The organism is Croceicoccus mobilis (genome assembly GCF_001661965.1).
Lineage (GTDB): Bacteria > Pseudomonadota > Alphaproteobacteria > Sphingomonadales > Sphingomonadaceae > Croceicoccus > Croceicoccus mobilis.
In genome coordinates this window covers 1-25,506 of the sequence record NZ_LYWZ01000029.1, presented here as the reverse complement: position 1 = coordinate 25,506, position 25,506 = coordinate 1, and the positions used below count along the sequence as shown (strand labels likewise).

Sequence of the window (25,506 nt, the reverse complement as noted above, 5' to 3'; positions counted from 1 at the left end):
TAGGTTCTGTTGACAAAAGCCGGATAGGGATTCCCAGAGCCATCGCCAGCTGATTCAAAGCTGCTTTTTGGGAGCAGGCATGGATCGCGGGGATTTGTCGGACGCGGAATGGGAGGTGATCGGGCCACTGCTGCCATCCGAACGAGGTCGTTGGGCGCGGCCCGCAGGCGATAACCGGCGCTTTCTCAATGGCATGCTGCATGTTCTACGGATCGGTTGCCCCTGGCGCGACATGCACGAGCGCTATGGCAAGTGGAACTCTGTCTACGTCCGGTTCCGCCGATGGGCCGAGCAAGGTGTGTGGGACGGCCTGCTGCAGACGCTGGTCGATCTCGGCCTCACCGATGACTGGCAGCACATGATCGACAGCACCAGCGTTCGCGGCCATGTCTCGGCGGCGGGCGGAAAAGGGGGGCTCGTGCGAACGCTCTTGGTCGATCACGCGGCGGCTTTACGAGCAAGATCCACGACCGGTCAGACAATCAGGGACGCCCTCTCGGCTTCATCTTGACCGGCGGCGAGGCCTCTGATTACACCGCTGCCGAACCGTTCATGACGATCCCAGTCACCACGCCCAAGGCGCTGCTGGCGGACAAGGGATACGATGGTGACCGCTTCCGCGAGAGCCTGCTGATCCGGGGTGTCCTACCCATCATTCCGCCACGCTCGAACCGCAAAGTGCCAGAGCATCCGGACTATCGCCGCTACCGGGATCGCAACCGCATCGAACGCATGTTCGGAAAGCTCAAACAGCAGCGACGCATCGCCACCCGTTACGACAAAACCGTTCTGTCCTTCGAAAGCTTCCTCAACCTTGCCGCAGAAAGGCTATGGCTGAAGTCTTTTGTCAACACGGCCTAAGGTTTAAGATTCCAGGCGTCTTAGTACGATGAGGCTGCACTCTCTCCCAGTCCGACTAGTGATCCGAGGCATCATTGCTCAATACGTTGGTTTGGTCGTCGCATCATTCTACGTGATGTGGAGAATTGGCGGCGCAAGCGCGCTTCAAGGTTTCGTCGAAGGCGTAATATTAGGGGCCGTTTTTGCTGCACCTTGGTCAATAACCATGCTACTTCTGTTCATTCTTACAAGTAAATGGCTGGAGCGGCATGTCGCCCTGCTCTGTCTAATCGGCCCATTGTTAGTCTGTGCCACCTTTTACGTGCTTGCAGTCACGACGGACTTATTCACTGCTGGCTGGATGGATGCGGTCGCCCTAGCTAGCTTAGTAGCGAGCGTAGTCTATTTTATACTCCACTTTCGCGCCCAGAGGCTCGAAGCAGGCGATGTCTAAGGAATCCATCGATCCTACCCAGCCAAGGACGCGACCATCAAGAAGAAGTTGCGCCCGAAGCGCGAGTCACTGCCTTGGCCGACGTGGGCGCCATCTTGTCAAGGTTTCGCCAATCCGAAATGCTGAGATCGCCCAGAAGATCACCAATATCAAATCTGCTGCATGAAGTATCTGAACAGGAAGCAGATGAAACTGATTCTGTTTTCGGTCTCGATCCTTGAACGGAGGACCGCTTTTGAGGACCTCATCCGGTTCCGGGAATGTCGGCTCTGTCGGCGAAAGTCGCTTGGCTCGACGGGGTGCGGGGCTGTCAGCATGGTATTAGAGCGGTTTCCGTTCATTCCGGGTCATATCCACAAGAGATGAAGTAATTGGCGCACTCGTCTGGCTGAAAGATGTCCACGAGCCTGCCGATCAGGTCCCACAGGCCGCTGACGGTTCGTTCGCCCGCCTTGCGGAGCATGGCCTTGAGCCGGGAGAATGCCTTCTCGATAGGGTTGAAGTCCGGGCTGTTTGGCGGGAGGAAGCGCAAAGTCGCCCCGGCCGCTTCGATCCTCTCCCTGACCGATGCCCGCTTGTGGCTCGAGAGGTCGTCCATGATGACCACGTCACCGGGACGCAGTTCAGGCACCAGAACCTGCGCCACATAGGCTTCGAACCAGTCGCCGTTGATCGGACCGTCGAGCACCATCGGCGCGATCATGCCGGTCATGCGCCAGCGTGGTGGTCTTGCGGTGGCCGTGCGGAAAGCCCATCCGCAGGCGCTCGCCTTTTGGGCAGCGTCCGTGGCTGCGGGTCATGTTGGTGGCGGTCCATGTCTCTTCGATGAAGACGAGGCGTTCCGGCTCCAAATCGAGCTGGTTGTCGAACCAGTGCTGGCGTTGCCTCAGGACGTCGGGGCGGTCTTGCTCGATCGCGTGCCCGGTCTTTTTTTTGCGCGTGATCCCGTGCCGCACGAAGAAGCGATGCACCGTGCCGATCCCCACTGAAGTCCCACGCTCGATCAGCCGCGCCTGAACCTCGACCAGGGTCATGTCACCCTGCTCGGCGATCAGGTCCCGGAGTCGCCATGCGCTTCGATCTTGCCTGAATGCCGGTCACCGCCGCGTGGCTTCGCAACGGCCTGACCATGCTCCAGTGCCATTTGCCGCCAGCGGATCGCGCTCGATGCGCTGACCCCGAAATGTGCCGCCGCCGTGCGGCAGCTCATGCCGTCATCAATCGCGGCAACAACCCGATCCCGAAGATCCTGTGAAAGCGTTCGTGCCATCCATGCTGGCCTCCTGCCACCAGCAGGAAGCATGAATCACAACGCAACCGCAAACGGAATCCCCACCGAGTCAGAACGTGTGGAAACCACTCTAATCCTCATGCTTCGATTGCGTTCGTCAAGCCCGATGGTAGCGCTTATTCCTGGAAGCTGCGGAATGACAGCGGCGTCAATTCCTGGGGTTACGACAACGGCTATTTCTTTGCGTCGAGACATCGGCAACGCAGGCGCCCGGCGCAAAGGCCTCGGCGAGGATTTCAATCCGCTCCTCCTCGCTACAACGCCGACGACGCTCCGGCCCCGTCATCACCGTGATCTGACCCATGCTCCGCTCCTAAGCTCGCTCATACGAGTGCTCTTAAAACCGGTCGTTCACTCGCCGGACAAGGCGGGCCTCACCGGATGGGTACGTACGAAATGCATCCTGAATGCAAGATCCTCGTCTGCTTCGTCTACGATCCGGAGGGACGCATCGGGAATCCCGTCGGCATCGAACGCGACCTGGAAAGTCATGGGGGCAAACTAAAGGTGTGCGTGATCATCGCACCGAAAAGCTGAAGCCACCGACACCGGAAAGACAACGATCCTCAACGCAATCGACCTCTGCCTTGGTGCCCGACGCAACGTGCAGTTCTCGGATGCGGATTTCTATGCACTGGAAATAACGCAGCCGATATAAATCGTCCTCTCGATCGGCGACTTGGACGAATCGTTGAAGGTCATGGACGCGTATGGCGAATACCTTCGGTCATCAGTCGACGGTCTCATTTAGAAACTAGGTCATTTCCATTTCTTAAATGCATATGGCTTATATCTAAATAAAATACCGAAGTCATTAAAATGGCGCGATAAATTGAACTCAGACTTTTGGGTAGTAGATGTCATTTGATTTCTATTGCAATCATAACCGCCCGAGCGTTAAATGCGCTTGGGTCGCGGTAAGATTTTGACAAGTGAGAAGTTTGTGACCAATGGCCCTGTGCCGCCAGAAATCTGGTTTAAGCGACTGCAATGGGTTTGGGAGAAGCTTAATGCGAAGTCACCAGACAGTTGCGAAGCAATTTTACGGCATACCTTTCACCTCTCTCAGCTAGCTCCCGGATTGCTGCAGGATCTTGCTAAGCCGCGTGTGGATGAAGCAACATTTGAGGTCTTGATTGAGGCCGGATCGCTAGAAGCTGCCAGCATCGGACTGCTTGCCAATTATGCGGTGCTCACCATGTCCAAGTCAGACGGCGTGATGGTTAAAGCCATAGTTGCATTGCCTGCACTGTCAGTGAGTGGGACTGCTACCGAAAACGACATCGCTCGGGCGGTTCTGCATGCATGGATCAAATGCCATTTGGCAATTAACTCACGTTACGGAGCCTCCTTAGAGACGGTTATTCGCCCCATCCTGCAAGGAAAGCAATTCGAACAGCATCCGAGGCCGACTGAGCATTAAGCTTCTTGTATAGGGTGGCTCGCTGGATCTCGATGGTACGGACCTTTGAACCAAGATCAGCGCTTATTTGCTTAGCCGTCTGCCCCTTAAACACACCAGTAAGAACTTGAAGCTCTCGTTTACTCAGTGTTGCGATAGCCTTACGGGCTTCAGTGCGTTTAAGTGCTTGGCGTCCCTTTTTGTTGCCCCGGGCTTCGATATTTGACAGTGCTTCTTCGAGTTCGGTGTCGCTAAGGGGCCACTTCCAATAGTCGATAGCGCCTGCGAGCATAGCTTCTACCACTTTTTTCAGGATCGGATCCTCTGAGTAAACGCTCACAGGAGCCCGGGCTATTTCAATTATCTGCTCAAGTTGAGAGGGCTGCTCCTCTACTTCTGATTGATGCGCAAGAACAAAGCCTTTCTCCGGCGGACGAGCCCTCAGTTCATCAATGCCATCATAAATTTCAGCATGAACACCGCGATTCATGAATGTGCGCGCCACGCTTGCACGGCGACTGGGCTCCCGGTCAACGATATGAGCCTTGGATCTCCGCATCGGTTCTTCATCCTTTAACGCCATCTTGGCGATCAACGAAATTTGATTACAGATTGCTATGCTAAATGACCCCTAACGATAAGCGTTAATTTTGAGCAGCAAGCGGTCTTTTTCCATCCAAATTTAGTTCAATTTCCAACCTTTGCGGTCGTTGGAATGTCACCTAAGGGTTTAATCCATAAAAAAGGCTATAGATCAACTATAGAGGGTATCAGACTTCTTGCGGCGAAACTAGGCTAGGAGTTAACGGGATATGACCATGTGAATACTGATCCTCTCTTATTGTAGAAAACGGGACATTAATCCTGTGAGGCCTATGCAGCCCCTGCAACAGGGGACAGCATTTGGCACGACAGCATCAACGTTTCGATTCCGACAAAACGATAGAGTGTCGGGTCAACGGGAGGGCCTTTTCAGCATTGCTATGCAACATTTCACTCAGTGGCTGCATGATCGAAACTCCGCTGAATCGAGTCTCGTATGGAGACCGGCTATTCATGAAGATCGAAGGATCAATTCGCTTGGCGGGGTTAGCCATTTGGCGTGAAGGCCATCTCGCTGGCATAAGGTTCGACGAGCTTCTGCATGATGCGGTGGTGCGCTATCTAGGTTATAATCCGGTACAGGCTATCCCAAACTTGGCTCTAGATCGCTTTGGAAGATCTTTGCCCCGCTTGCCTAGATGCACGCCAGCTTGGGCGAGATTCTGAAGGGCTTTTGAGCCTTTTGTCCCGACCTCATCGTCAGACAAACCGTCTTCGGGAATTTTTGCGACAGCGATAATTTAAGCTTAGCGAATTCCATCTCCAATTTTCCACATGGAATCGGTCGCGTAAAAGTCTGGAGAATTACTAATCATGGCAAATCAAACTGCAGCGTCGATAATTGTTGGCCAAAGCGGGTCTGATGCCGATTTTGATCGTCGAGCATTTCCCCGTAGCCGTAGCATTTATCGTCCGGCAATCATTGAAACGCAAAATTTTTCCAGCTTTTGCATGGTCAAAGATCTCTCGCCCCAAGGGTTAATGGCGGAGACATCCGCCCGCATAGCGAATGGGCAGGCTGTGAGGGTAGGGTTTTCTGAAAATGAGATGATCGCGGGCTCAGTAGCATGGTCTACGGGGATGCAAATTGGTGTCCAGTTTGACCAGAATATCGACATATCTCAAATTCTCATTGGATCGGTGGCAGAAGAGAGTCCAACCAGGGTTACAGCAAGGCCGCCAAGATTAGCGGTAGGCAGTACTGCCTCAGTTTGTAATTCTAACTTAAGCAAAATTTGTCGCGTGTTAAATGTATCGACGAAAGGAATGAGGATTGAATGCCCTGATTTCAAAATCGGAGAAATCCTAAAAATCGAAGTAAATAATTTTGCACGGAAGAAAGCCATTGTGCGCTGGCTCGGTGAGGGGGAGGCTGGCCTTGAGTTCCTTATCGCTCTTTCTTATCGAGAAGCCGAAAAATGGGCGGAAGAACTGCAATCAGATCAAGGCGCAGCTTAGATAAGAGCCTGATCCGAAACTAAGTTGACCGACACCACTCGGACGCAGTATGCTCGCGCGGAATTGGCATTGCAAAGTGATTTGACCGATGCCGAATGGGCGGTACTAGAGCCTTTCTTCCCGCCACCTTCTCATGTTGGCCGCCCTCGCAAGTGGCCGCTGCGGCGGATTGTCGAAACGATCCTGTATCTGTTGCGAGGCGGACTGCCATGGCGAATGCTACCGCCCTGCTTTCCGCCGGTCTCGACGGTGCGGTGCTGGTGGTCTGAACCCTTATTTTGTGCCATGGGCGCTGACGGGGGCAGACAATTTCTCAATCTTCCACAACGTGCATCCGGCGATGGAACGCGATCAATCTTGATGCATTGGTGGCAAAATGCTACCATCGCATGGAAGGAGACCAAATCATGGCAAAGTCGATCAAACTTGCCGATGAAATCATGGATGAACTCCGAGAGGAAAGCGAGCTGCAGAGCCGCTCGATTTCCGGGCAGGCAACCTATTACATCAGGTTGGGGCAGGCCATGGAGCGCTCGATCCCATATCAGAAATTGAAACAGGCTCTGAAGGGTGATCTCGACACCAAGGAACTAAGCTCCGAGGAGCTCGCTGTTTGGAACCAGGCCATGTTCCATTCCCTCACCGCACCCGACGAGGCGGAAGACGCTTTCTTCGAAGATCGCCGCCGCCGTGGTCTTGGCGTTGGAATGGATGAGCAAGGAAACATCATCGGCGATCGGGTCGATGCAGCTGCATGACCCATCCGACCCTTGCGATCATCGCTGGGCCTAATGGCTCGGGTAAATCGACCCTATACAGGACCCGCATAGCAGCACGCTTTGCGGGTCCTTTCATTAATGCGGACATCATCCAGCGCGACGAATTATGCGACCCCTCGGTAAAGGCGGCCTACAAAGCTGCCGCAGTAGCGTCCAAGCGGAGAAGCGAGTACCTTGTATCCCGGCAAAGCTTCGTCACCGAGACTGTGTTTTCCCACCCTTCCAAGCTCGACATCATCACCGATGCCAAGGCGGCAGGGTTTCAAACCTATGTATTTCACGTCGCGGTGGAATCCCCAGACCTATCCGTCGCACGCGTACAAGCACGGGTAGAGGAGGGTGGTCATCCTGTCCCGGAGGACAAGATCCGGGAGCGCTATGAGCGGTCCGCCGATTTCATCCGCCAGGCAATCTGCGCAGTGGACTACGGCTTTGTCTACGACAACTCGAAATGGAACAGCGCTCCAGAGCCACATCTCTATTTCGTGGGCGGACAGTTGAGCCGCATACTCTCGTCACCCGCCGAATGGATCCAGCAGATCTACGGCGACTTGATCAAAGGCTAGGCGGCGTGGACGAATTTAAGCCAGTATCTGGCACTGGCGATATGGAGCATGCTCGTGAAGCTGGCGGCGAGCTGATCATATCGCGTGGCAATGGCGCAGTTGATTTCTAAACGGCCTGCCCCTGTCCCGGTCTCTACCTCTGGTAACAATAAGGGGAGTGCGCCACTGTGATCAGACTTGGCGGAAGAGCCTGTTGGTTTTGCCGATACTAAAAAGCGATGCAAAGCTGGAGAATGTCGGGAATCTGCGGGTTCGGATGGCCATATATGGAAAATCTATTTTGTCACACTGTGGTGAAGTCTGCATCGAATTTAGTCGGGCGGGCATGCTTTGTTCCGAATTTTGGCAAAACTTTAATGTCAAAGACCATGCCGAAACCCTCATTCTCACGTATCAGAATGGAAGAACTTTTTTGTCCGGCAACAAGACAAAAAAGTCTTTCCATTTCCAAGAAAGATTTTCCATTTTGCCATTTAGGACAAAAAAGAATTTCCAGAAATTTTTGGCCTAACCTTCTGATAGATGAAGATATTTTTTGATGGCGTGAGATAATTTGGCGCTTACTGACGTGACCCCCTGATTTTCCTCCAAGCTTGATTAGAGTCCGGCCCTGCGAGAAGGACGGACAGATGAAGCGAACGAGGTTCACGGAAGAGCAGATCATTGGCGTGCTGAAGGAAGCTGAGGCCGGGGCGAAGACCGCCGACTTGGCTCGGCGGCACGGTGTATCCGAGGCAACGATCTACAATTGAAATGACCAGCTTTTTCATGATTGCAAATTCCCCAATCTAGAGTTGCCAAGCCTAGCGGGCGGACGGGTTTCGATAATGATGGGGAGCCGATGCTTTCCCGATGGCTCGCCGATCCGCCCTCTCGTTACGCCGTGAAATTCAAATCATCGGCAAACCATCGGCTGACGATCAACCGGCGTTCTTTTCGCCGGAATTGCATGCCTGACGATGGCAGCCTGCGGCGACGAAGGCGGCAGCGGGGCCAAGGGAGAGGTCGTGATGCCGCCCGGTTCTTCCCCGACGCACACTCCCGCTCCTGCGCCAACACCCAGCACCGCGCCGTTCAAGCGGTGACCAATGTATCCTGAACCTGTTAGAGGCTACACACGAGCCCTCTCTTCTCGACCTGCAAGGCAAGATAATGACCCGCACCGTATTCTATCCGATCGGCACCCCCGGAACCCCGTGGACGCAGAAGGAGCGCGAGGAATGGCGTGCAAGCCAGCCTCGCCGGCGCAGCTATGCCGTGGATGTCGTGCCAAGGGTCGAGGCGCTGGCGTCGCGCTTTGACGTCTCGGTCTATGGCTCGCTCGACTATGGCGAGGACAGCTATTCGCTTTATGCGCTGCGCAATGGCGCGCCCGATCCGGCCTTGCCGACCGCGCTGGTGACGGGCGGCGTACACGGCTATGAGACCAGCGGCGTGATGGGGGCGCTCCAATTCCTTGAAACGCGCGCGGCCGATTATGCGGGAAGGGTCAATCTGCTGGTCGTGGTTTGCGTCAGCCCTTGGGGGTATGAGCGGATCAACCGCTGGAACTTCGACGCGATCGACCCCAATCGCAACTTCCGCAAGGGCACCAATGTCGCCGAATGCGCGCATCTCATGGGGCTGGTCGCCGCGCAGCCGGGGCCGTTCCTGATGCATATCGATCTGCACGAAACGACCGACAGCGACGAAACCGAATTCCGTCCGGCACTCTGCGCCCGCGACGGCACGGATTACGAGCCCGATATCATCCCTGACGGCTTCTACCTCGTCGACGATGGCGAGAATCCGCAGCCCGCTTTCCAGCAAGCGATCATCGCCGCGGTAGAGAAGGTAACGCATATCGCGCCCGCCGACGCGCAAGGGCGCATTATCGGTTCCCCCGTGGTCGCCCGCGGCGTGATCGAATATCCTGCAGCAAAGGCCGGGATGTGCGCCAGCGTGACGACGGCGCGCTTCAAGACGACGACGGAAGTCTACCCCGACAGCCCGCACGCCACGCCCGAACAATGCAACGCCGCGCAAGTCGAAGCTGTTTGCGCCGGGCTGGACTACGCACTGGCAAACAGGGGAACAATCCCATCGCCGCAGAGGTGAAAATCTGCAGCGAACCTGACGGCTGACGCTGCGCGGCTGTTTCCGATAAGAGCCCTTCACGGCGTTCGGACTATTGCCGCGGCCCGCGAGGCAAGCAGCCATGCAAGCCCGCCAAAAAACAAGATGAGCCACATGACAGGTCTTGGCGTCCCGTCGTGTAAAAGGCCGACCAACGATGCCCCGATTTCCCTGCACCGTAGTGCATCGCGCCGACCAGCGAGGAAATCGATCCGGCACTTTGTGGATCGACATTCATTGCCCCGGCCAGCGAATTGGCGGCGATCAGACCCACCATCGCGGCATAAACGGACTGGGCGGCGTATACGCACCAGAACGGAGGAAGGGAGGGCATAGCAAATAGCGCGACAAGGAATATGCCCGACAATCCTGCGACTGCCCCGCCAAATATTAGAATTTGGGATGATCCAAGCCGCGTCACCATTTGGGAATTGGTGAAGTTCATCACGATGACTCCCAAGGTGCTGGCGCCATAGGCAACGCCGTACACCGCTGGGGAGAGTCCGAACACCTCGATATATGTGTGTGGCGTCGCAGTGATATATGCGGACAGCCCGGCATGGAAGCAGGCCCAGCGCCGTCCGAAGTGATCGGAAAGAGGGCCCCAGATTAAGACGGCCGGCGTTGGCCTGATGCGTTCCGTCTGGATTTAAGTCCGGCGAAAAGGCGCGTGGCCGTCAGATTACTTCAAACTCTTTCAAAGACCACGCCAAGGCCTTGCCCGACGCCGACGCACAGAAAGGCGAGCGCATAGCGGCCCCCTGTGCGGTGCAGCTCCTCCACCGCGGTCAGGGCCAGACGCGCGCCCGACATTCCCAGCGGATGACCCAGCGCGATGGCACCGCCGTTTGGATTGACGCGGGGGTCGTCAAACGGATCGACATCAAGGCTGCGCAAGGTTGCGATCGCCTGGCTGGCGAATGCCTCGTTCAGCTCGATCACGTCTATCTGGTCCATGGTCAGCCCGGTCCGGGCCAGCACCTTGCGCGCCGCCTCGATCGGGGCGATGCCCATCACGCGGGGCGCGACACCTGCCGATGCCATGCCGACGATCCGCGCGCGGGGCGTCAACCCATGGCGGCCGGCTGCCTCTTCGCTGGCCACCAGCATGGCTGCGGCGCCATCGTTCAGGCCCGAGGCATTTCCCGCCGTAACCGTGCCATCTGCGCGGACGACCGGCTTCAGCCGCGCCAATGCCTCAAGACTGGTCGAGCGCAAATGTTCGTCGTGCTCGAACACGATGGGATCGCCTTTGCGCGGCTTGATGGTTACCGGCACGATTTCGGCTGCAAAACGGCCGCTTGCCAGCGCTCGGGCGGCCTTTTCCTGGCTTGCCAATGCAAAGCGGTCCTGATCTTGGCGGCTTATTTGCCATTCATCGGCCACGTTTTCTGCCGTTTGCGGCATGGTGTCGACACCATGCGCGTCCTTCATCGCCGGATTGACGAAGCGCCAGCCCAGCGTCGTGTCCTCCAGCTGCTGACCGCGCCCGAAGGCCGAGGCGGCCTTGCCCATTACATAAGGCGCGCGGGTCATGGATTCGGCCCCGCCCGCGATGATGAAATCGGCATCGCCGCTGCGGATCGCCTGCGCCGCCATGCCGACGGCGTTCAATCCGGAACTGCACAGACGATTGACGGTGACGCCGGGCACCGTTTCGGGCAGGCCCGCCAGCAATGCCGCCATGCGCGCCACATTGCGATTGTCCTCCCCGGACTGGTTCGCGCATCCCAGGATCACATCATCCACTCCGGCCCAGTCCACGCCCGGATTACGATCGATCAGCGCACGCAAGGGCAGGGCGGCAAGATCGTCCGCGCGAACCGAAGACAGTGTGCCGTTGAGGCGGCCGATAGGGGTGCGAACCGCGTCGCAGACGAAGGCCTGTGTCATGAATTCAACCTTGAAAGGAAATTGATGATCTGCCCGGCAAGCGCGTCCGGCGCTTCGAGCGGGGCAAGATGGGCCGCGTCGATCGGTGCGTGAACGGCCCGCGGAATGGCCGCGACCAGATGATCGCCATGCCCTTCATATGGGGTCGAAGTATCGCGCGATCCGGTCACGACCAGCGTCGGGCAGGTGATGTCCGCGATCCGTCCGGCCAGATCCATGTCACGAATGGCCGCGCCGCAGCCGATGTAAGCTTCGGCGTCCATGGTAAGGAGCTGGCGGCGAATGGTGGCATAGACTTCCGGGTGGGCGGCGACGAAGTCGTCCGATAAGAAACGGCCCATGGCGAGATCGGCGATCCCGGCCATGCCCTTGGCGCGGATGGTGCCAATCCGCTGCTGCCATGCGGCGCTGTCCATCGTGGCCGAGGTGCAGACAAGAGCGAGGCCGGTCAGCCTGCCGGGATGCCGCAGCGCCAGCTCCATGCCGATCATGCCGCCCAGCGACACCCCCGCCAGCGCGAATTGCGCGATGCCCAGCGCATCGGCAACCGCCAGCACGTCGTCAGCCAGCATCGGCATGGTGAATTCACCCGCTTCCGCCACGCTGGCGCCATGGCCGCGCGTGTCGATGCGGATCAGGGCAAATCGCTCGCGCAGGGCAGGCAGGGCCGGATCCCACAGATCCATGTCCGTGCCGATGGAATTGAGCAGCACCAGCGCGGGTGCATCCTCGCGCCCTTCATGCTTGTAATAGAGGCGGGCGCCCGGAACGTCGACGAAGGGCATCAGTGGGCCTCTTCCAGCATGCTGGAGAATGCCGCGCCGGTTTTCGCGGTGATGTCCTCGGCGGTGACGCCGGGGGCCAGCTCGATCAGCGTCATGCCGCCGTTCTTGCGGTCAATGCGAAAGACGGCGAGGTCGGTGACGATCATGTCGACCACGCGTTTCCCGGTCAGCGGCAGGGTGCAGGCGGGCAGGATCTTCGGCTCGCCATATTTCGATACATGGTCCATCACCACGATCACGTTCTTGACCCCTGCGACCAGGTCCATCGCCCCGCCCATACCCTTCACCATCTTGCCCGGGATGGTCCAGTTGGCGAGATCGCCGTCCTGCGAGACTTCCATCGCGCCCAGCACGGCCATGTCGATATGACCGCCGCGGATCATCGCGAAACTGTCGGCGCTGGAAAAGAAGCTGGAGGTAGGGAGCGCCGTCACCGTCTGCTTGCCCGCGTTGATGAGGTCGGGGTCGACCTCGTCCTCATAAGGGAACGGGCCAATGCCCAGCATGCCGTTTTCGCTCTGCAGCGTGACCTTGATGCCCGGCGGGACATGGTTGGCGACCAGTGTCGGTATCCCGATGCCAAGGTTCACGTAATAACCGTCGCGCAGTTCGCGCGCGGCGCGTGCGGCCATCTCGTCGCGGGTCCAGGGCATCAGGCGGGCTCCCTTTCGCGCACGGTGCGTTTCTCGATGCGCTTTTCGTTGATGGTGGACAGCACCACGCGGTCGACGAAAATGCCGGGCGTATGGATGCAATCGGGATCGAGCGTGCCTGCCGGCACGATTTCCTCGACCTCGGCCACGGTCACCTTGCCCGCGGTCGCCATGTTGGGATTGAAATTGCGCGCGGTCTTGCGGAACAATAGATTGCCCTCCTCGTCCGCGCGCCACGCCTTGACGATCGAAAGGTCCGCGCGCAGCCATGTCTCTCGCACATATTCCTCGCCCTCGAAAACCTCGACCGGTTTGCCCTCGGCAACCACCGTCCCGACGCCCGTTTTCGTATAGAAGGCGGGAATTCCGGCACCGCCAGCGCGAATGCGTTCGGCCAGCGTCCCTTGGGGATTGAGCTCAAGCTCAAGCTCGCCCGACAGATACTGGCTTTCGAACAGCTTGTTTTCCCCGACATAGGAAGAGATCATCTTCCGGATCTGGCGGCTTTCCAGAAGCATCCAGAGGCCAAAGCCATCCGCGCCCGCATTATTGGATATGACCGTCAGATCCCGCGCCCCGTGCGCACGGATTTCGGGGATCAGGCTCTCGGGATTGCCCGAGAGCCCGAACCCGCCCGACATGATGGTCATGCCATCGAACAATACGCCTTCAAGCGCGGCACGGGGGTTGGCGTAAATCTTCGACATGGTTGTCCTTGGGGGTATCCTGGGGTTCAGGCTTCGAGACGCTGACGGGACGAGAAGGCCTGCTCTGCTTCAGCCTTCGCGCGCTGCAACTGGAAGTCGAAGCCGATATAGGCACTGTCGCCCTGCCGGTTGGGCACGGGCAGGAGGCCTTCGCGGGTGCCAAATGCGAAATCATCGGCGGCAAACGGATCGTCGCCGAAATTGATCTGCGTGGTCAGCGTGCGATAGCCCGGTGCCTCGATGAAGAAATGCACATGGGCGGGGCGATTGCCGTGACGGCCCAGCGCCTGCATTAGCTTGTCGGTCGCGCCTTCGGGCGGAACGGAATAGCCGTTCGGCATCTTCGAGCGGAAGGAATATTGCCCGTCCGGGCCCAGCTTGATGCGGCGGCGGTTGTTGAACGGGGTCTGTTCGCCCGTCGGGTCGAAATGCGAATACCAGCCCTTGGAATTGGCATGCCAGACGTGGACGATCGCGTCCTTCACGGGCTCGCCGTCAGGACCGACCACCTTGCCCGACATATAGAGCGTGTCGGTATCGTCGGGATCGACGCTCAGATCGGCCTCGCCTTCCACCAGCGGGGCGCCCGCGACATAAAGCGGACCTTCGATCGTGCGCGGCGTGCCGCCGGTCAGGCCGGCCTCGGCATCCTTGGCATCCATGTAGAGGTCGAGGAAATGCTCGATCCCCGTGCCCGGCACGATAAGGCCGAATTCGCCTGCGCTTTGCTGCAGGAAATTCACCGCCTGCCAGAATTCGCTTTCGGAAATGTCATGCTTGACGATCGTTTCCATCACCGCTTCCAGCAGGTCGCGCGTGATCGCTTTCAGGCGCGGATTGCCGCCCTCGGCATCCTTGCCGGTTGCACGATCCAGCAGGGTCTGCACCGCTTCGGTCTTTACGAAATCAGTATTCATCGTTCCTCTCCCTTTGGATCAGGGGTTTGATTTGATCAGCTATCGTCCTCGCGCACGGACGAAGGGTGGCGGCACAGCGCCGTTACGCGGACATCCATGAATGGATAGAGGGGCAGGCCCATGAGGATTTCATGCAGCTTCTCATTGCTCTCGACATCGAAAATGCTGACGTTCGAATACAGGCCTGCGACGCGCCAGATATGCCGCCAGACCCCCTTGTTCTGCAGATCCTGCGAATAGGCCTTTTCGACAGCCTTGAGTTCCTCGAAACGCTGGGGATCGTAATCCAGCGGTACGTTCACATCCATTTCGACCTTGAAGAGCATGGGTAATTATCCAGCAGCGGGAATTGAAATCGTGGCGCGGCTTGCGCCGCGTCGGTGGAAAGCGATGCGCTCCTCGTCCAGCTCGATGCCCAGTCCGGGGCCGGCGGGAACGGCAAGGGAGAAATCGCTGTAGTCGAGGGGCTCCGTCAGGATCTCCTCGGTAAGCAGCAGCGGGCCGAACAGTTCGGTGCCGAATTGCAACGCGGGGAAGGTCGCGAAGACATGGGCCGAGGCAATCGTGCCGACGCCCGCTTCCAGCATCGTGCCGCCATAAAGCGCGACGCCTGCGGCATCGGCAATGGCCTGCACCTCGCAAGCGGCGCGCAGGCCGCCCGATTGCTCGACCTTCACGGCGAAGACATCGGCTGCCGCATGGCTCGCGAAATCATAGGCGGTCGCGGGGCCCTGCAGTGCCTCGTCCGCCATGATCGGAATCCTTGCGGAGGCGCGCAGGCGGGCCATGCCGGAGCGATTGTGCCGGATGATCGGCTGTTCGACGAGATCGCAGCCGACATCGGCCAGCATGGCGATTCCGCGCGCAGCGGTCGTCTCGTCCCATGCCATGTTCACATCGACACGGATGCTCGCCCTGTCGCCCAGCGCCTTCTTGATGGCGCCGACATGGGCGACATCGTCGGCAAGGGCGCGCTTGCCGATCTTCAGCTTGAAGGCATCGTGCCGCCCGGCTTCGATCATGCGTTCGGCCTCGGCGATATCGGTATCGGTCCTGCCGCTGGCCAGCGTCCAGAGCACCGGCAGCCTGTCGCGCAGGCGGCCGCCAAGCAGTTCGCTCACCGGCAGTCCGCAACGCTTGCCCTGTGCATCGAGCAGGGCGGTCTCGATCGCGCATTTGGCGAAATTATTGCCGACGATATGCCGCGAAAGGCGCGTCATCGCCTGCGCCGGGCGCGCGGCGTCGCAGTCTTTCAGGATCGGCGTGAAATAGCTGTCGATGGCAAGCTTGATGCCTTCCGGGCTTTCCGGGCCATAGGCAAGGCCGCCGATGGTCGTCGCTTCGCCGATGCCGGTGATGCCATCGGCGCAGCGAATACGCACAAGGCAGATCGCCTGGCTGTTCATTGTGGCCATGGCGAGCACGTGCGGCCGAATGGTCGGAACGTCCACGAGGATGGTCTCGACCTCGACTATCGCAATTCCTGCGAGACTTTCCATACTCTCCACCATAACCGATTTGCTTTGATGTGGGTTTAGTCTTGATAAAAATGGCTGTAAAAGACCAATATCGCACACCAACATAACATTGGGGTTATAATGCTGGATATCAGGGCCATTCGCGCCTTTCAGGCCGTGGCAGAAGAGAGGAGCTTCACCCGCGCGGCGCACAGGCTCAACGTCGCGCAGCCCGCGCTCAGCCGGCAGATGCGCGAACTGGAAGCAGGGCTCGATCTTGTTTTGTTCGATCGCGGCGTGCGGCCTGTCGCCCTGACAGCGGCGGGCCGCGTGCTGCTTGAACACGGCCAGCGGATACTGGCCGCGATGGTGCAGCTGCATGGCGCGCTCGACCGGGTGCGGCAGGGGGAACGCCGGAAATTCACCATCGGCTTCGTCGGCTCGACCATGTTCGGGCTGGTCCCCGACTTGCTGCGCCGCTTCCGGGCCAAGGCTCCCGATGTCGACATCGACCTGATCGAGATGAACACCGTCAGCCAGATCGAGGCGCTCAAAAGCGGGCGCATCGATGCGGGGCTGGGGCGGCTGACGCTGGAGGACGCGAATGTCGCGCGCCGGGTGATCCAGCATGAGGCGCTGATGCTGGCGGTGTCGCAGCACCATGCGCTTGCGGTGGGCGAAGAGCCGGTCAATCTTGCCGAGCTGGTGGGGGAGAAGCTCATCCTCTATCCCGCCGAGCCGCGACCCAGCTATGCCGACCAGGTGCTCTCGCTCTTCCACGATCACGCGCTTTCACCGGTCAATCTGCTGGAGGCGCGCGAGCTGCAATCGGCGCTGGGCCTCGTTTCGGCCGAGGCGGGGGTGTCGATCATCCCCGCCTCGGTGGCGAAACTCAGGCGCGATGACATCGTCTATCGCCCCATCCGGCAGGCAACCGCGGTTTCCCCGATCATCCTCAGCTGGCGCATGAACGACAGCTCGGACCTGCTCCGTTCGCTCCTCGCCGTGGTGCCGGGAGAAGAAGGCTGAGCCATCGCCGCCGGGCCTATTCGGCGGCCTCGGCCAATCCGCCCGAGGGGCTGGTCTCATCCTCGATCATCCGCGCCAGCAGCTTGCGGACTTTGACGGGTGCGACGTCATTGCTCATGAGAACGGGATTGAGCGAAAAGAAATCGGCATCGCCCATTTCGGCCTGCACCGCCTGCACCAGCGGCCCGTCCTCGTCCTCGAACGCGGCATGCATGCCGGCGATCTTCTGCGCGTTATATTCGGCGTCATCCTCGACGTGATTGCGCCGCGTGGCGAAGAAGTAATGCGTCTCGAACTCGTCTGCCGGGGTGCAGGTGTGCAGGTCGTACTGGTTGATGTCGTTATCAAAACCCTCGGCCTCCTGCGTGGCGGCAACCGTCAGCTGGATGTTGGCAGGCGCGCTCCAGGTGATGTCGAAATACTGGCGCGCTTCCTCCTCAGGCTTGGGCAGGAACGGCGCGAAGATCATCATCGCGGGCTTTTGCGACCATTCCCACCGGGCAGACACGGTGCGGTCGGTTTCGGCGACCTTTGGCACCTGCGGCGACAGCTTGCCGCGCGTGGTGATGATCTCGCCGTGGACATGGTCGATGTGCGACAGGTCCATCACATTGTCGATGATCAGCTCATAGTTCACCGGCAGGTTCATGTAGGTATAGCCGACCCCGGTGTCCGGCCCATCGTCCAGCGGCGAATAATCGGGCAGCAGTGACAGGTCCGCCTCTGCCTCGTCCATCCAGATCCACAGGAAGCCGTAGCGCTCGGCGATCGCAAAGGTGTCGACCTGCGCGGCCTTGGGGATATGGCCGGTGCCATGCGGGTTGTGGGTGCACTTGCCCCCGGCGTTGAAGCGCAGCGCGTGATAGGGGCAGGCCACCTCGTCGCCGATGCGCCTGCCTTGGCTCAACGGCGCAAAGCGGTGCGGGCAGCGGTCGTGCATGGCGACTGCCGTGCCATCGGCTAGGCGGTAGATCATCACCGACTTGCCCAGGATCTTGCGGTGGAACAGATCGGTCGCGTTTACCTCGCTGGACAGGGCGGCGACATACCAGGCCTTCATCAGAAAATGGTCACGAACTTTCATGGCTAACCTCTTTCGATCAGATGCGAATTGTAAGACGGGGCGTAAGCGCGCGTGAGCAGCACGGGGTGAAGCAGTCGTTGGCTGCTTTCTCGGCGTCCGACAGGAACATGTCCCGGTGGTCGGGAAGCCCGTCGACGATCTTGGTGACGCAGGTTCCGCAAATGCCCTGCTCGCACGATACGGGGATTTCGATACCGGCTGCGGACAAGGCCTCGATGACGGTCTGGTCCTCGCCCACGGGGATCACGCGCTCGCTGTCGGCAATGGCGATCTCGAACCCGCCGGTGGTGCCCGGCTCCGCCACGGGGGCGGAAAATCTTTCGAAATGGACCTGGCTCTCCGGCCAGCCTGCGCGGGAAGCGGCATCGAGGACGTGGTTCATGAACCCGTCCGGGCCGCAGACATAGATATGCGTGCCCACGCGCGGCATCGCCGCCAGCAGCGCATCGATATTCATGCATGTGCGGGGATCATCGTCATGGTGAAAGGCGACTTTGCCCGCCAAGGCCGGGGCCGTCAGCCGTTCGGCAAAGGCGGCCCTGTCGGCGCTGCGGGTGCAATAATGCATCGCGAACACATCGCCTTTCCGCGCGAGGTGTTCGGCCATGGCGAGGATCGGCGTCACGCCGATCCCGCCAGCGAACAGCAGGGCGTTTTCCTGCGCCTGCAGTTCGAAGAGATTGCGGGGACGGCTGATTTCCAGCCTATCCCCCACCGCGATTCGATCATGCATGGCGCGCGATCCGCCGCGCCCATCGGCATCGCGCAAGACGCCGATCTGGTATTGATCGACACTGCCTGCCGGGCCGCACAGCGAATATTGCCGCACCAGCCCGCCGGGCGCGCGTACATCCACATGCGCGCCCGGCGTCCAGGCGGGGAGGGGGCCGCCATCGGTTTTCTCAAGCAGGAAGCTGGCGATGTCGCGCGCTTCGTCGTGCCGGTCTGCGACCCGGACTTCGATCCACACGCTCATGCGCCCGCCTCCGCCGGGCGGCAGGGCAAGATGCCCTGACCGCCGCGGCCCCGTGGATTGTTGCAAAACGTCTGCGCCATGGATCAGAACTCCACGCCGAGCCGCGCGTACCATTCCGCAGGCTTGTTGTAGGTTCCGAAGATCACGCCCGCGGCCTGCACGTTGCCGGTCACCAGATAGCGGTCGTCGGTGATGTTGGTGCCGCCCAGCGTCAGGTTCCAGTTACCCGACGGCGCCTCATAGGTGACGCTGGCATTCAGCATGTCGGTGGAGGGACGCCTCAGAAGATAGGCCCGCTCGGTATCGTTCCACACGCTGCTGGTCTTCGTATAGTCGAGCAAGGTCACGACCGACCCGCCATTGCCGAGGAAGAATTCGTAGCGGGGGCTGATATTCGCCTTCCAGCGGGGCGTCTTGGGCAAGGGCGCGCCATCGAAAACACCGGCCTGGATCGCATTGGGCAATACGACCGCGCCGTCGAGGACATTGGTGTAATAGGCGTCGGTGTGACCCAGAGAGGCATTGATGGTCAGCCCCGGAATGGGCGCGGCCACAGCTTCGACCTCGAAACCCTTGATCCGGGCATCGCCTGCGTTCTGGATCGTGGGCGAAATGCCCAGCTGGAAGTTAAGCTGGATGTCGCGGTAGCTGGTGGTGAAGGCTGAGGCATTCAGCTGCAGCCTGCGGTCGAAGAACTGCGACTTCACCCCGATTTCATAGCTTTCCGCCTTTTCGGGATTGAACATCGGCGCATAGTCGAGCGGAGCCGACAGGCGCGTGGTCCACCCGCCTGTCTTGTACCCCTTCGACCAAGAGCCATAGAGCATCACGTCTTCGCTGGGGTGCAGCTGGATGCCCAGCTTGGGCGAGAAATTGGTGAAGCGGCGCGATTGCCGTTCGTCGACGAAGAACCGCAGCGGCTGGTCGCTTTCGGGGAAACCCAGCGCCGAGGTGCAGGGCTCGCCATAGGTCGTGCAGCCAGAGATCTTGTAATAGAACCCGTTGAGGTCGGTCTGCCCGCCAAGGAAGCTCTTGTCTTCTTCGGTGTAGCGCCCGCCCAGCGTGAGCGAGATCAGCTCGTTCACCTCGAAGTCGAGCTGGCCGAAAAAGGCGAAATTCTCGGTCCTGATATCGTTCGGGCCAAAGATCTCGAAAATGCCCTGGTCGAAGGTGACATAGTCCTTCAGGTCGCTGCGTTCCTTGAAGTAATAGGCGCCCAGCACGAATTTGAGCCGATCGTCGAACATCTGGCCGGTAAGCTGCAGCTCCTCGCTGAACTGCCAGTTCTTGAGCGCGAAGGAGAATTCGAGGATGCGGATCGGCGAACCGTCGGCGTCGAGCGCCGTTGCCCAGTCAAGATCGCGGTAGCCGGTGATCGACTTGACCGAGAGGAAATCGGTGAGGTCGTAATCGACCGTCAGCGACGCGCCCCACGCGGTCATGCGCGAGAAATTGTTGCCGGTCGCATAGCTCTTGTCGATGTCGCTGGTGATGAAGGCGTCGGTATAGGTCAGGCGGTCGTTGAACGGATCACCGTCGACATTCACACCGGCGATCGAACCCAGCATTTCCGACGGGTTGAGCGGTGTGCCGCGGCTGGCGCACAGATCGCCAAGGCCGATGGAGCCGAGCACATCGACGGGCGTGTTGATGCAGGTGTTGTAAAGGAAGCCCAGCGTCGAGGGATCGTCCGCCGTCGTCGCGACCACGGAGTTGGCGGTGCCATTGGTGTCTTCGCGCAGATAGTCGCCGGTCAGGCGGACCGACAGACGGTCGGTCGGCGTCCAGTAAGCCTTGCTGCGCAGCGACCATTGACCCTGCCCGCCAAAGCGGGAGGAGGTGTCGTAGCCACTGGCGCGGAATGCGGTGTCGACATCGTTGTTATAGGCTTCGGCGCCGGGGAACTGGACGCGCTTCTGATAGCCGTCGCGGCTGCGCGAGGACCCGGTCAGCGCGATGGCGAGGTCATCCGTGATCGGCAGGTCCACCGTCATGTTGAGGTCGAGCCGGTTGAAGCTGCCCGTCGTGACATCGCCGCGAAGCGCGAATTCGGTGCCGGGATCGCGCGTGACGATAGAGATCGCGCCGCCGATCGTGTTGCGCCCGAACAATGTGCCCTGCGGCCCTTTCAGGACCTCGATACGCTCGACATCGGGAAGGTCGAGATTGGCGCCGACCGTGCGGGCAAGATAGACGCCGTCGAGATACACGCCCACGCCGGGGTCGAAGTTCGCGGCGAAGTCGCTTTGCCCGATGCCGCGGATATAGGCGGTGAGGACCGAGGACGAACCCGAGAAGGGCGAACCGGCGTCGAGGGTGACATTGGGGGAGATGTTTGAAAGGCTGGAGACATCGGCAACCGCCCGTTCCTTGAGCGCATCCCCTGCGAATGCGGTGATGGCGATGGGCACGTCCTGCACGTTTTCCGCACGCTTCTGCGCGGTGACGACGATCTCTGAATGCCGGTCGTTCTTTCGGCGCGATTGTCGGCTTCCTGGGCTTCCTGGGCGAAAGCGGGGGTCGATGCCAAGGTCAGCGCAGACGCGCCGACAAGTAGAGCCTTCCTCATCATCCTCTTCTCCGTTCTTACATCCGGGCTCCTTTCCGGAGCCTCTGGTGGACACCATTCGCGGTGACGAAGATGCAAAAGCAATTGTCGTGCCAGATGCGCCAAACGCCCGGTTTACGGGGCCGACGCAGATCGGAATTACTTGACCTCGATCAGATTGTTTGAAATCAAACGCGGCATATAAATAAAAATAAACATGGGAGACGGAGTATGCCGTCGGAGACATGTCCCATCTGGCAGCGTGAAGAGGACGCGTCAGGGCAAGTCGATTTCGCGCGCATGAAAAGGCTGGCCGAGCCTTTGGTCGAAGACCTGCGCCAAAGTTTCCGGTTCGATCCCGATACGGCGGAGATCACGCTGAACGGGGAGCGCATGGTGCTTACCGACAATCGCGGCCTGGGCAGCATGCGGCGCGAACTGATCGCCGCGCTCGGCTATGAACGGGCGCGCGGTGTCGCGACGCGCATGGGCTATGGCATGGGAGCCGCCGACGCGCAGCTCGCCCGCTCATTGCGCAAGGACGACGACGTGTTTGCAGGCTTTGCCGTCGGACCGCAGCTTCACGCGCTCAAGGGGTCGGTCAAGGTCGAGCCGATTGTATTTCGCGCCAACCATGCCGAGGGCTCGTTCTACAGCGAATATTACTGGCACAATTCCGCCGAATGCTGCGCCCACCGCGACGCGGTCGGCATCGGCCCCTATCCGGGGGGCTGGCAACAGGTCGGTTACGCCTCGGGCTATGCTTCGGCGTTTTTTGGCAGGCCGATGATCTTTCGTGAACTGCAATGCATCGCCATGGGGCACGAACGCTGCTTCCTGGTCGGCAAGCCGGCGGAAGAGTGGGAAAACGCGGACGAGGAAGCGCGGTGGTTTCGGGCCGAGGAATACGCCGACCGCACGGGGGGCAGGGCCAAGGGCGCTGCGCGCGCCGAACCGAGCGAGGACCTCAAGATCGGGACCCGCAGCATCGTCGGGGCTTCGGCCGGGTTCAACCTCGCGCTCCATCTCGTCGACAGGGTCGCCCGGACCCGCGCACCTGTGCTGTTCACGGGCGAAAGCGGTGTCGGCAAGGAGGTGTTCGCGCGCGAACTGCACAAGCGCAGCGACCGTGCCGAGGGCCCGCTCATCGCGGTAAACTGCGCGGCCATACCCGAGACGCTGATCGAGGCGGAACTGTTCGGGGTCGAGCGCGGCGCCTATACCGGCGCGGATGGTGCCCGCGCTGGCCGGTTCGAGCGGGCGGAGGGCGGCACTCTGTTCCTTGACGAGATCGCCACGCTGTCACCCGGCGCGCAGGCAAAGCTGCTGCGCGTGCTGCAGGAATCCGAATTCGAACGCGTGGGCGCCAGCAAGGTGATGAAGGCCAATGTGCGCCTGATCGCCGCCACCAACGACGATCTGCATGCGAATGTTGCAAAGGGCCTGTTTCGCGCCGACCTGCTGCACCGGATCACGACCTTTCCCATCCACATCCCGCCGCTGCGCGATCGCAGGGAAGATATCCCGCTGCTGGCCAATCACTTTCTGCGCAAGATGTGCAAGCGCCATGGCCGGACCATCAAGGGGTTCACCGATACGCTTGTCCGCCACTTCCACGACTATCGCTGGCCCGGCAATGTGCGCGAGATGGAAAATCTCGTCGAAAGGGCCGTCATACTCGCCAATGATGGAGAGGCGATCGACATCCACCATCTTACCATTTCCGGGGCCGTCGCGATTGACGATGATGGCGGGCGGGTCGACAATCCGTTCTGGAGCTTCGTGCTCGACCGCGTGCGCAATGGCGATGGCGACCGGGTCGAGGAAACGATGCTGGATTCCGGCCTGTCGAAGGACGAGCTGGTCGATGTGGCGATTGCCGGCGCGCTGCGCCGATCGGGCGGCAATGTCACCGAAGCGGCGCAGATGCTGAAGATGTCGCGGTCCCAACTCAATTACTGGATCAGGAAAAATTCGCGCGATGACGCCGGTTCGGGCGCTTGATCCAAGGCTGAGAAGGAGCGCGGGGTCGATGTTCAGCCGAACCCGATACGCCGACGCATAAAACGATCGGCAGGCGAGCCAGATATGCTTTGAGCGGCTGGTATGGACGTGATGCATGCATCACCGACGTTCACCATATTTGCGGCTCACTGGACACCGCAGATGAACCTGCTGCCCCACGATCGCATGATGAAGGCGTCGATCGGAATCCACACCGGGCGCGAAGACATTATCCTCTGGAGACGCAGTGGCGAGGGCATAGAGGCTTCCGGCGTGAATTGCCTGTTCGCAGGCGACATTGCCGAGCTTCCCGTAGACGGGATCCGTTCAGCCACCAATCCCCTGCCGAGATGACGGGCGAAATCCACATTTACGACGGTGATTTCTTTGCCACCCGTCGTCATCAGCGGGACCCGGAAATCCTTGAGGAAGAGCCATCGCATGGCGCAGCCATCAGGGAGATGTTCGCTAACGAAAACGAACGTTTTTTCGGAGAGCCCCAGGGCTAAACAGGCGTCTTAGCAAGGCCGCTTTCCCACACCGTTGGCTGAACAGCCCAAGTGGCGATCGCGGCGATAGCGGGATGGAAGCGTGTGTTAGGCATCAGGGTCCATTCGGATCAGAGCTGCACTCGTCGCCGACGTCGCAACCGGCATAGGCAACAAGCTTTCCAAAGCGCTCGCCGGGACAGGTCACCGTCTCCATGGCGCCGACCTGTCGCTAAAGTGCAATTCAGCCTTGGCCAAGACGTGCGAGCATCTGCTGCACTGAACGCATTGCAGCATCCAGGCGAAAGCCTCGGTGACGCTACCGTGCGGTGTGTGAGATGTGAAAAGGGAAGTCGGCGAGTTTGACGACTGACCTTTCGATCGGAACCGACCATGGAAGAGGCAGGTCTTACCGTGAAGCGCTAATAATAATCGGCTTAGCGGCTGATAGTGGCCACCTCATGCGGATCGCCCAGCACCACGCCGATACGCTGATGCAGGCCGACAGGCTCTGCATCGAGGATGCGGTTGGCCCCATCGGTCGCCGCGCCGCCAGCCTGTTCGATCAGCATGCTCATCGGGTTCGCTTCATATAGCAGGCGCAGCTTCGCCTTACCGTTGCGGTGATCTTCGGGGTAAAGGAACACGCCGCCACGCTTAAGGATGCGATGCACGTCGGCCACCATGGATGCGGTCCAGCGCATGTTGTAATCGACGCCCAAAGGCCCCTCTGCGCCAAGGATGCGCTCTTCCACATATTGGCTGATCGCAGGCGACCACTGGCGACGGCGCGCCATGTTGATCGCAAATTCGCGGCGGCCGGTCGGGATCTTCAATGGCCCGTCGGTCATACGCCACGAACCGATTTCGGCATCCAGCGTGAATTCATAGACGCCCGTGCCCACGGTCAGCACCATCAGCGTCTGCGGGCCATAGATCGCATAGCCCGCCGCCACCTGGCAGTGACCGGGCTGGAGGAAATCACCTTCCTCCACATCGCGGCCAGACGTGTGCTCCGGCGCGCGCAGGATCGAGAAAATAGTGCCGACGGAAAGATCGACATCGACATTGCTCGACCCGTCGATGGGATCGAACAGCAACAGATATTCGCCCTTGGGATAGCGGTTCGGGATCGGGTGGATCGCCTCCATCTCTTCAGACGCCATGCCGGCAAGATGGCCGCCCCACTCATTCGCGTCGAGCAGCAGGTCATTGGCGATCACGTCCAGCTTCTTCTGCACCTCGCCCTGCACGTTTTCGCTGTCGAGGCTGCCCAGCACATCCCCCAAAGCGCCCTTTGAAATGGCGTGATTGATCACCTTGCAGGCGCGGGCAATGGTTTCGATCAAGAGGCGCAGTTCGGCCGGACAGGTCGAATCCGGCATGCGCTGCTGATCGATGAGAAAACGGCTGAGAGTGGGTTTGGACATAGGCAATGCTCTCTGACAGGCTGTCAT

Annotated in this window: 24 protein-coding genes and 4 pseudogenes; 13 read left to right on the top strand and 15 right to left on the bottom strand. The window is 59.8% G+C overall.

Annotated elements, in window-relative coordinates; genetic code table 11:
* Nucleotides 1-79: 79 nt before the first annotated feature.
* A pseudogene (locus A9D13_RS20715) lies at nt 80-861 on the top strand (IS5 family transposase).
* Between the two features lie 770 nt (nt 862-1,631).
* Here the strand turns inward: A9D13_RS20715 and A9D13_RS20290 are convergent.
* Together A9D13_RS20290 and A9D13_RS20285 are read right to left on the bottom strand one after the other, a co-directional pair.
* Nucleotides 1,632-2,564: pseudogene (locus A9D13_RS20290) on the bottom strand (IS630 family transposase).
* Nucleotides 2,565-2,733: 169 nt separating this feature from the next.
* Nucleotides 2,734-2,889 carry a hypothetical protein gene (locus A9D13_RS20285; RefSeq protein WP_188713479.1) on the bottom strand — a complete coding sequence of 52 codons (156 nt, stop codon included), beginning with the start codon at nt 2,887-2,889 and terminating at the stop codon, nt 2,734-2,736.
* Nucleotides 2,890-2,966: 77 nt separating this feature from the next.
* Here A9D13_RS20285 and A9D13_RS20710 point away from each other — a divergent pair, with 77 nt between their 5' ends.
* Entirely contained in the window at nt 2,967-3,122 is a 156-nt protein-coding gene (locus tag A9D13_RS20710) for a PD-(D/E)XK nuclease domain-containing protein (RefSeq protein WP_156522195.1), read from the top strand.
* A gap of 370 nt (nt 3,123-3,492) precedes the next feature.
* Entirely contained in the window at nt 3,493-4,008 is a 516-nt protein-coding gene (locus A9D13_RS20705) for a hypothetical protein (RefSeq protein ID WP_172808235.1), read from the top strand.
* Here the strand turns inward: A9D13_RS20705 and A9D13_RS19270 are convergent.
* Nucleotides 3,947-4,582: a response regulator transcription factor gene (locus tag A9D13_RS19270; protein WP_066777717.1), complete on the bottom strand. Its 636-nt coding sequence runs from the start codon at nt 4,580-4,582 to the stop codon at nt 3,947-3,949. The two genes, A9D13_RS20705 and A9D13_RS19270, sit on opposite strands and share 62 nt — an antisense overlap.
* Nucleotides 4,583-4,890: 308 nt before the next feature.
* Here A9D13_RS19270 and A9D13_RS21450 point away from each other — a divergent pair, with 308 nt between their 5' ends.
* The 7 genes and pseudogenes from A9D13_RS21450 to A9D13_RS19245 all read left to right on the top strand — a co-directional run bounded on the left by A9D13_RS21450 (nt 4,891) and on the right by A9D13_RS19245 (nt 9,490).
* The gene (locus tag A9D13_RS21450; RefSeq protein ID WP_082922584.1) at nt 4,891-5,256 is read left to right on the top strand and encodes a PilZ domain-containing protein; all 366 of its coding nucleotides are present in this window, start codon (nt 4,891-4,893) and stop codon (nt 5,254-5,256) included.
* Between the two features lie 147 nt (nt 5,257-5,403).
* Complete coding sequence (locus A9D13_RS20275; RefSeq protein ID WP_082922583.1) at nt 5,404-6,048, top strand: PilZ domain-containing protein; 645 nt, start codon at nt 5,404-5,406, stop codon at nt 6,046-6,048.
* A gap of 24 nt (nt 6,049-6,072) precedes the next feature.
* Nucleotides 6,073-6,312, top strand: a pseudogene (locus A9D13_RS20270) (transposase); the annotation flags it as partial.
* 143 nt (nt 6,313-6,455) lie between these two features.
* Entirely contained in the window at nt 6,456-6,806 is a 351-nt protein-coding gene (locus A9D13_RS19260) for a TA system antitoxin ParD family protein (RefSeq protein WP_066777725.1), read from the top strand.
* Nucleotides 6,803-7,393, top strand: coding sequence for an ATPase (locus tag A9D13_RS19255; RefSeq protein ID WP_066777710.1), 591 nt, complete (start codon nt 6,803-6,805; stop codon nt 7,391-7,393). Before A9D13_RS19260 ends, A9D13_RS19255 begins: the two co-directional genes overlap by 4 nt.
* Nucleotides 7,394-8,022: 629 nt before the next feature.
* Nucleotides 8,023-8,142: pseudogene (locus A9D13_RS19250) on the top strand (transposase); the annotation flags it as partial.
* Between the two features lie 403 nt (nt 8,143-8,545).
* Nucleotides 8,546-9,490, top strand: a complete 945-nt coding sequence (locus tag A9D13_RS19245; RefSeq protein ID WP_066777706.1) for a M14 family metallopeptidase — start codon at nt 8,546-8,548, stop codon at nt 9,488-9,490.
* 70 nt (nt 9,491-9,560) lie between these two features.
* Here A9D13_RS19245 and A9D13_RS20695 read toward each other — a convergent pair whose 3' ends face one another.
* From A9D13_RS20695 to A9D13_RS19210, 8 genes are all read right to left on the bottom strand, one after another.
* The gene (locus tag A9D13_RS20695) at nt 9,561-9,953 is read right to left on the bottom strand and encodes an MFS transporter (protein WP_156522192.1); all 393 of its coding nucleotides are present in this window, start codon (nt 9,951-9,953) and stop codon (nt 9,561-9,563) included.
* Nucleotides 9,954-10,195: 242 nt separating this feature from the next.
* Nucleotides 10,196-11,401 (bottom strand): 3-oxoadipyl-CoA thiolase, encoded by a 1,206-nt coding sequence (gene pcaF / locus A9D13_RS19240; protein ID WP_066777703.1) that lies wholly within the window; start codon nt 11,399-11,401, stop codon nt 10,196-10,198.
* Complete coding sequence (pcaD, locus tag A9D13_RS19235; RefSeq protein ID WP_066777700.1) at nt 11,398-12,186, bottom strand: 3-oxoadipate enol-lactonase; 789 nt, start codon at nt 12,184-12,186, stop codon at nt 11,398-11,400. The genes pcaF and pcaD overlap by 4 nt, the downstream gene beginning before the upstream one ends.
* Nucleotides 12,186-12,839 (bottom strand): 3-oxoacid CoA-transferase subunit B, encoded by a 654-nt coding sequence (locus A9D13_RS19230; protein ID WP_066777698.1) that lies wholly within the window; start codon nt 12,837-12,839, stop codon nt 12,186-12,188. The genes pcaD and A9D13_RS19230 overlap by 1 nt, the downstream gene beginning before the upstream one ends.
* Nucleotides 12,839-13,546, bottom strand: a complete 708-nt coding sequence (locus A9D13_RS19225) for a CoA transferase subunit A (protein ID WP_066777696.1) — start codon at nt 13,544-13,546, stop codon at nt 12,839-12,841. The genes A9D13_RS19230 and A9D13_RS19225 overlap by 1 nt, the downstream gene beginning before the upstream one ends.
* A gap of 26 nt (nt 13,547-13,572) precedes the next feature.
* The gene (locus tag A9D13_RS19220; RefSeq protein WP_066777694.1) at nt 13,573-14,463 is read right to left on the bottom strand and encodes a dioxygenase family protein; all 891 of its coding nucleotides are present in this window, start codon (nt 14,461-14,463) and stop codon (nt 13,573-13,575) included.
* Nucleotides 14,464-14,498: 35 nt separating this feature from the next.
* Nucleotides 14,499-14,789: a muconolactone Delta-isomerase gene (catC, locus tag A9D13_RS19215; RefSeq protein WP_066777691.1), complete on the bottom strand. Its 291-nt coding sequence runs from the start codon at nt 14,787-14,789 to the stop codon at nt 14,499-14,501.
* Nucleotides 14,790-14,795: 6 nt separating this feature from the next.
* Nucleotides 14,796-15,962 (bottom strand): muconate/chloromuconate family cycloisomerase, encoded by a 1,167-nt coding sequence (locus A9D13_RS19210; RefSeq protein ID WP_066777688.1) that lies wholly within the window; start codon nt 15,960-15,962, stop codon nt 14,796-14,798.
* Nucleotides 15,963-16,061: 99 nt separating this feature from the next.
* On the opposite strand from A9D13_RS19210, the gene A9D13_RS19205 reads away from it, so the two are divergent.
* Nucleotides 16,062-16,949 carry a LysR substrate-binding domain-containing protein gene (locus A9D13_RS19205; RefSeq protein ID WP_229665476.1) on the top strand — a complete coding sequence of 296 codons (888 nt, stop codon included), beginning with the start codon at nt 16,062-16,064 and terminating at the stop codon, nt 16,947-16,949.
* Nucleotides 16,950-16,965: 16 nt separating this feature from the next.
* On the opposite strand, the gene A9D13_RS19200 is transcribed toward A9D13_RS19205, so the two are convergent.
* From A9D13_RS19200 to A9D13_RS19190, 3 genes are all read right to left on the bottom strand, one after another.
* Nucleotides 16,966-18,033, bottom strand: coding sequence for an aromatic ring-hydroxylating oxygenase subunit alpha (locus A9D13_RS19200; RefSeq protein WP_066777678.1), 1,068 nt, complete (start codon nt 18,031-18,033; stop codon nt 16,966-16,968).
* A 16-nt stretch (nt 18,034-18,049) separates the two neighbouring features.
* Nucleotides 18,050-19,009: a PDR/VanB family oxidoreductase gene (locus tag A9D13_RS19195; RefSeq protein WP_066777672.1), complete on the bottom strand. Its 960-nt coding sequence runs from the start codon at nt 19,007-19,009 to the stop codon at nt 18,050-18,052.
* An 83-nt stretch (nt 19,010-19,092) separates the two neighbouring features.
* On the bottom strand, nt 19,093-21,429 hold the full coding sequence (locus tag A9D13_RS19190; protein WP_229665474.1) for a TonB-dependent receptor: 2,337 nt from the start codon (nt 21,427-21,429) through the stop codon (nt 19,093-19,095).
* Nucleotides 21,430-21,788: 359 nt separating this feature from the next.
* Here A9D13_RS19190 and A9D13_RS19185 point away from each other — a divergent pair, with 359 nt between their 5' ends.
* Both A9D13_RS19185 and A9D13_RS19180 read left to right on the top strand, forming a co-directional pair.
* Nucleotides 21,789-23,561: a sigma-54-dependent Fis family transcriptional regulator gene (locus A9D13_RS19185; protein WP_082922581.1), complete on the top strand. Its 1,773-nt coding sequence runs from the start codon at nt 21,789-21,791 to the stop codon at nt 23,559-23,561.
* A gap of 102 nt (nt 23,562-23,663) precedes the next feature.
* Nucleotides 23,664-23,915 carry a hypothetical protein gene (locus A9D13_RS19180; protein WP_066777666.1) on the top strand — a complete coding sequence of 84 codons (252 nt, stop codon included), beginning with the start codon at nt 23,664-23,666 and terminating at the stop codon, nt 23,913-23,915.
* Between the two features lie 571 nt (nt 23,916-24,486).
* Here A9D13_RS19180 and A9D13_RS19175 read toward each other — a convergent pair.
* The gene (locus A9D13_RS19175; protein WP_066777663.1) at nt 24,487-25,479 is read right to left on the bottom strand and encodes a class 1 fructose-bisphosphatase; all 993 of its coding nucleotides are present in this window, start codon (nt 25,477-25,479) and stop codon (nt 24,487-24,489) included.
* Nucleotides 25,480-25,506 lie beyond the last annotated feature (27 nt).

What these genes read in the sequence shown, in the direction of transcription:
- A9D13_RS20285 (WP_188713479.1), bottom strand. Translation starts at nt 2,889, where the DNA reads ATGGGTCAGATCACGGTGATGACGGGGCCGGAGCGTCGTCGGCGTTGT.
- A9D13_RS20710 (WP_156522195.1), top strand. Translation starts at nt 2,967, where the DNA reads ATGGGTACGTACGAAATGCATCCTGAATGCAAGATCCTCGTCTGCTTC.
- A9D13_RS20275 (WP_082922583.1), top strand. Translation starts at nt 5,404, where the DNA reads ATGGCAAATCAAACTGCAGCGTCGATAATTGTTGGCCAAAGCGGGTCT.
- A9D13_RS19260 (WP_066777725.1), top strand. Translation starts at nt 6,456, where the DNA reads ATGGCAAAGTCGATCAAACTTGCCGATGAAATCATGGATGAACTCCGA.
- A9D13_RS19255 (WP_066777710.1), top strand. Translation starts at nt 6,803, where the DNA reads ATGACCCATCCGACCCTTGCGATCATCGCTGGGCCTAATGGCTCGGGT.
- A9D13_RS19245 (WP_066777706.1), top strand. Translation starts at nt 8,546, where the DNA reads ATGACCCGCACCGTATTCTATCCGATCGGCACCCCCGGAACCCCGTGG.
- A9D13_RS20695 (WP_156522192.1), bottom strand. Translation starts at nt 9,953, where the DNA reads ATGAACTTCACCAATTCCCAAATGGTGACGCGGCTTGGATCATCCCAA.
- pcaF (WP_066777703.1), bottom strand. Translation starts at nt 11,401, where the DNA reads ATGACACAGGCCTTCGTCTGCGACGCGGTTCGCACCCCTATCGGCCGC.
- pcaD (WP_066777700.1), bottom strand. Translation starts at nt 12,186, where the DNA reads ATGCCCTTCGTCGACGTTCCGGGCGCCCGCCTCTATTACAAGCATGAA.
- A9D13_RS19230 (WP_066777698.1), bottom strand. Translation starts at nt 12,839, where the DNA reads ATGCCCTGGACCCGCGACGAGATGGCCGCACGCGCCGCGCGCGAACTG.
- A9D13_RS19225 (WP_066777696.1), bottom strand. Translation starts at nt 13,546, where the DNA reads ATGTCGAAGATTTACGCCAACCCCCGTGCCGCGCTTGAAGGCGTATTG.
- A9D13_RS19220 (WP_066777694.1), bottom strand. Translation starts at nt 14,463, where the DNA reads ATGAATACTGATTTCGTAAAGACCGAAGCGGTGCAGACCCTGCTGGAT.
- catC (WP_066777691.1), bottom strand. Translation starts at nt 14,789, where the DNA reads ATGCTCTTCAAGGTCGAAATGGATGTGAACGTACCGCTGGATTACGAT.
- A9D13_RS19210 (WP_066777688.1), bottom strand. Translation starts at nt 15,962, where the DNA reads ATGGAAAGTCTCGCAGGAATTGCGATAGTCGAGGTCGAGACCATCCTC.
- A9D13_RS19205 (WP_229665476.1), top strand. Translation starts at nt 16,062, where the DNA reads ATGCTGGATATCAGGGCCATTCGCGCCTTTCAGGCCGTGGCAGAAGAG.
- A9D13_RS19200 (WP_066777678.1), bottom strand. Translation starts at nt 18,033, where the DNA reads ATGAAAGTTCGTGACCATTTTCTGATGAAGGCCTGGTATGTCGCCGCC.
- A9D13_RS19195 (WP_066777672.1), bottom strand. Translation starts at nt 19,009, where the DNA reads ATGAGCGTGTGGATCGAAGTCCGGGTCGCAGACCGGCACGACGAAGCG.
- A9D13_RS19185 (WP_082922581.1), top strand. Translation starts at nt 21,789, where the DNA reads ATGCCGTCGGAGACATGTCCCATCTGGCAGCGTGAAGAGGACGCGTCA.
- A9D13_RS19180 (WP_066777666.1), top strand. Translation starts at nt 23,664, where the DNA reads ATGGACGTGATGCATGCATCACCGACGTTCACCATATTTGCGGCTCAC.
- A9D13_RS19175 (WP_066777663.1), bottom strand. Translation starts at nt 25,479, where the DNA reads ATGTCCAAACCCACTCTCAGCCGTTTTCTCATCGATCAGCAGCGCATG.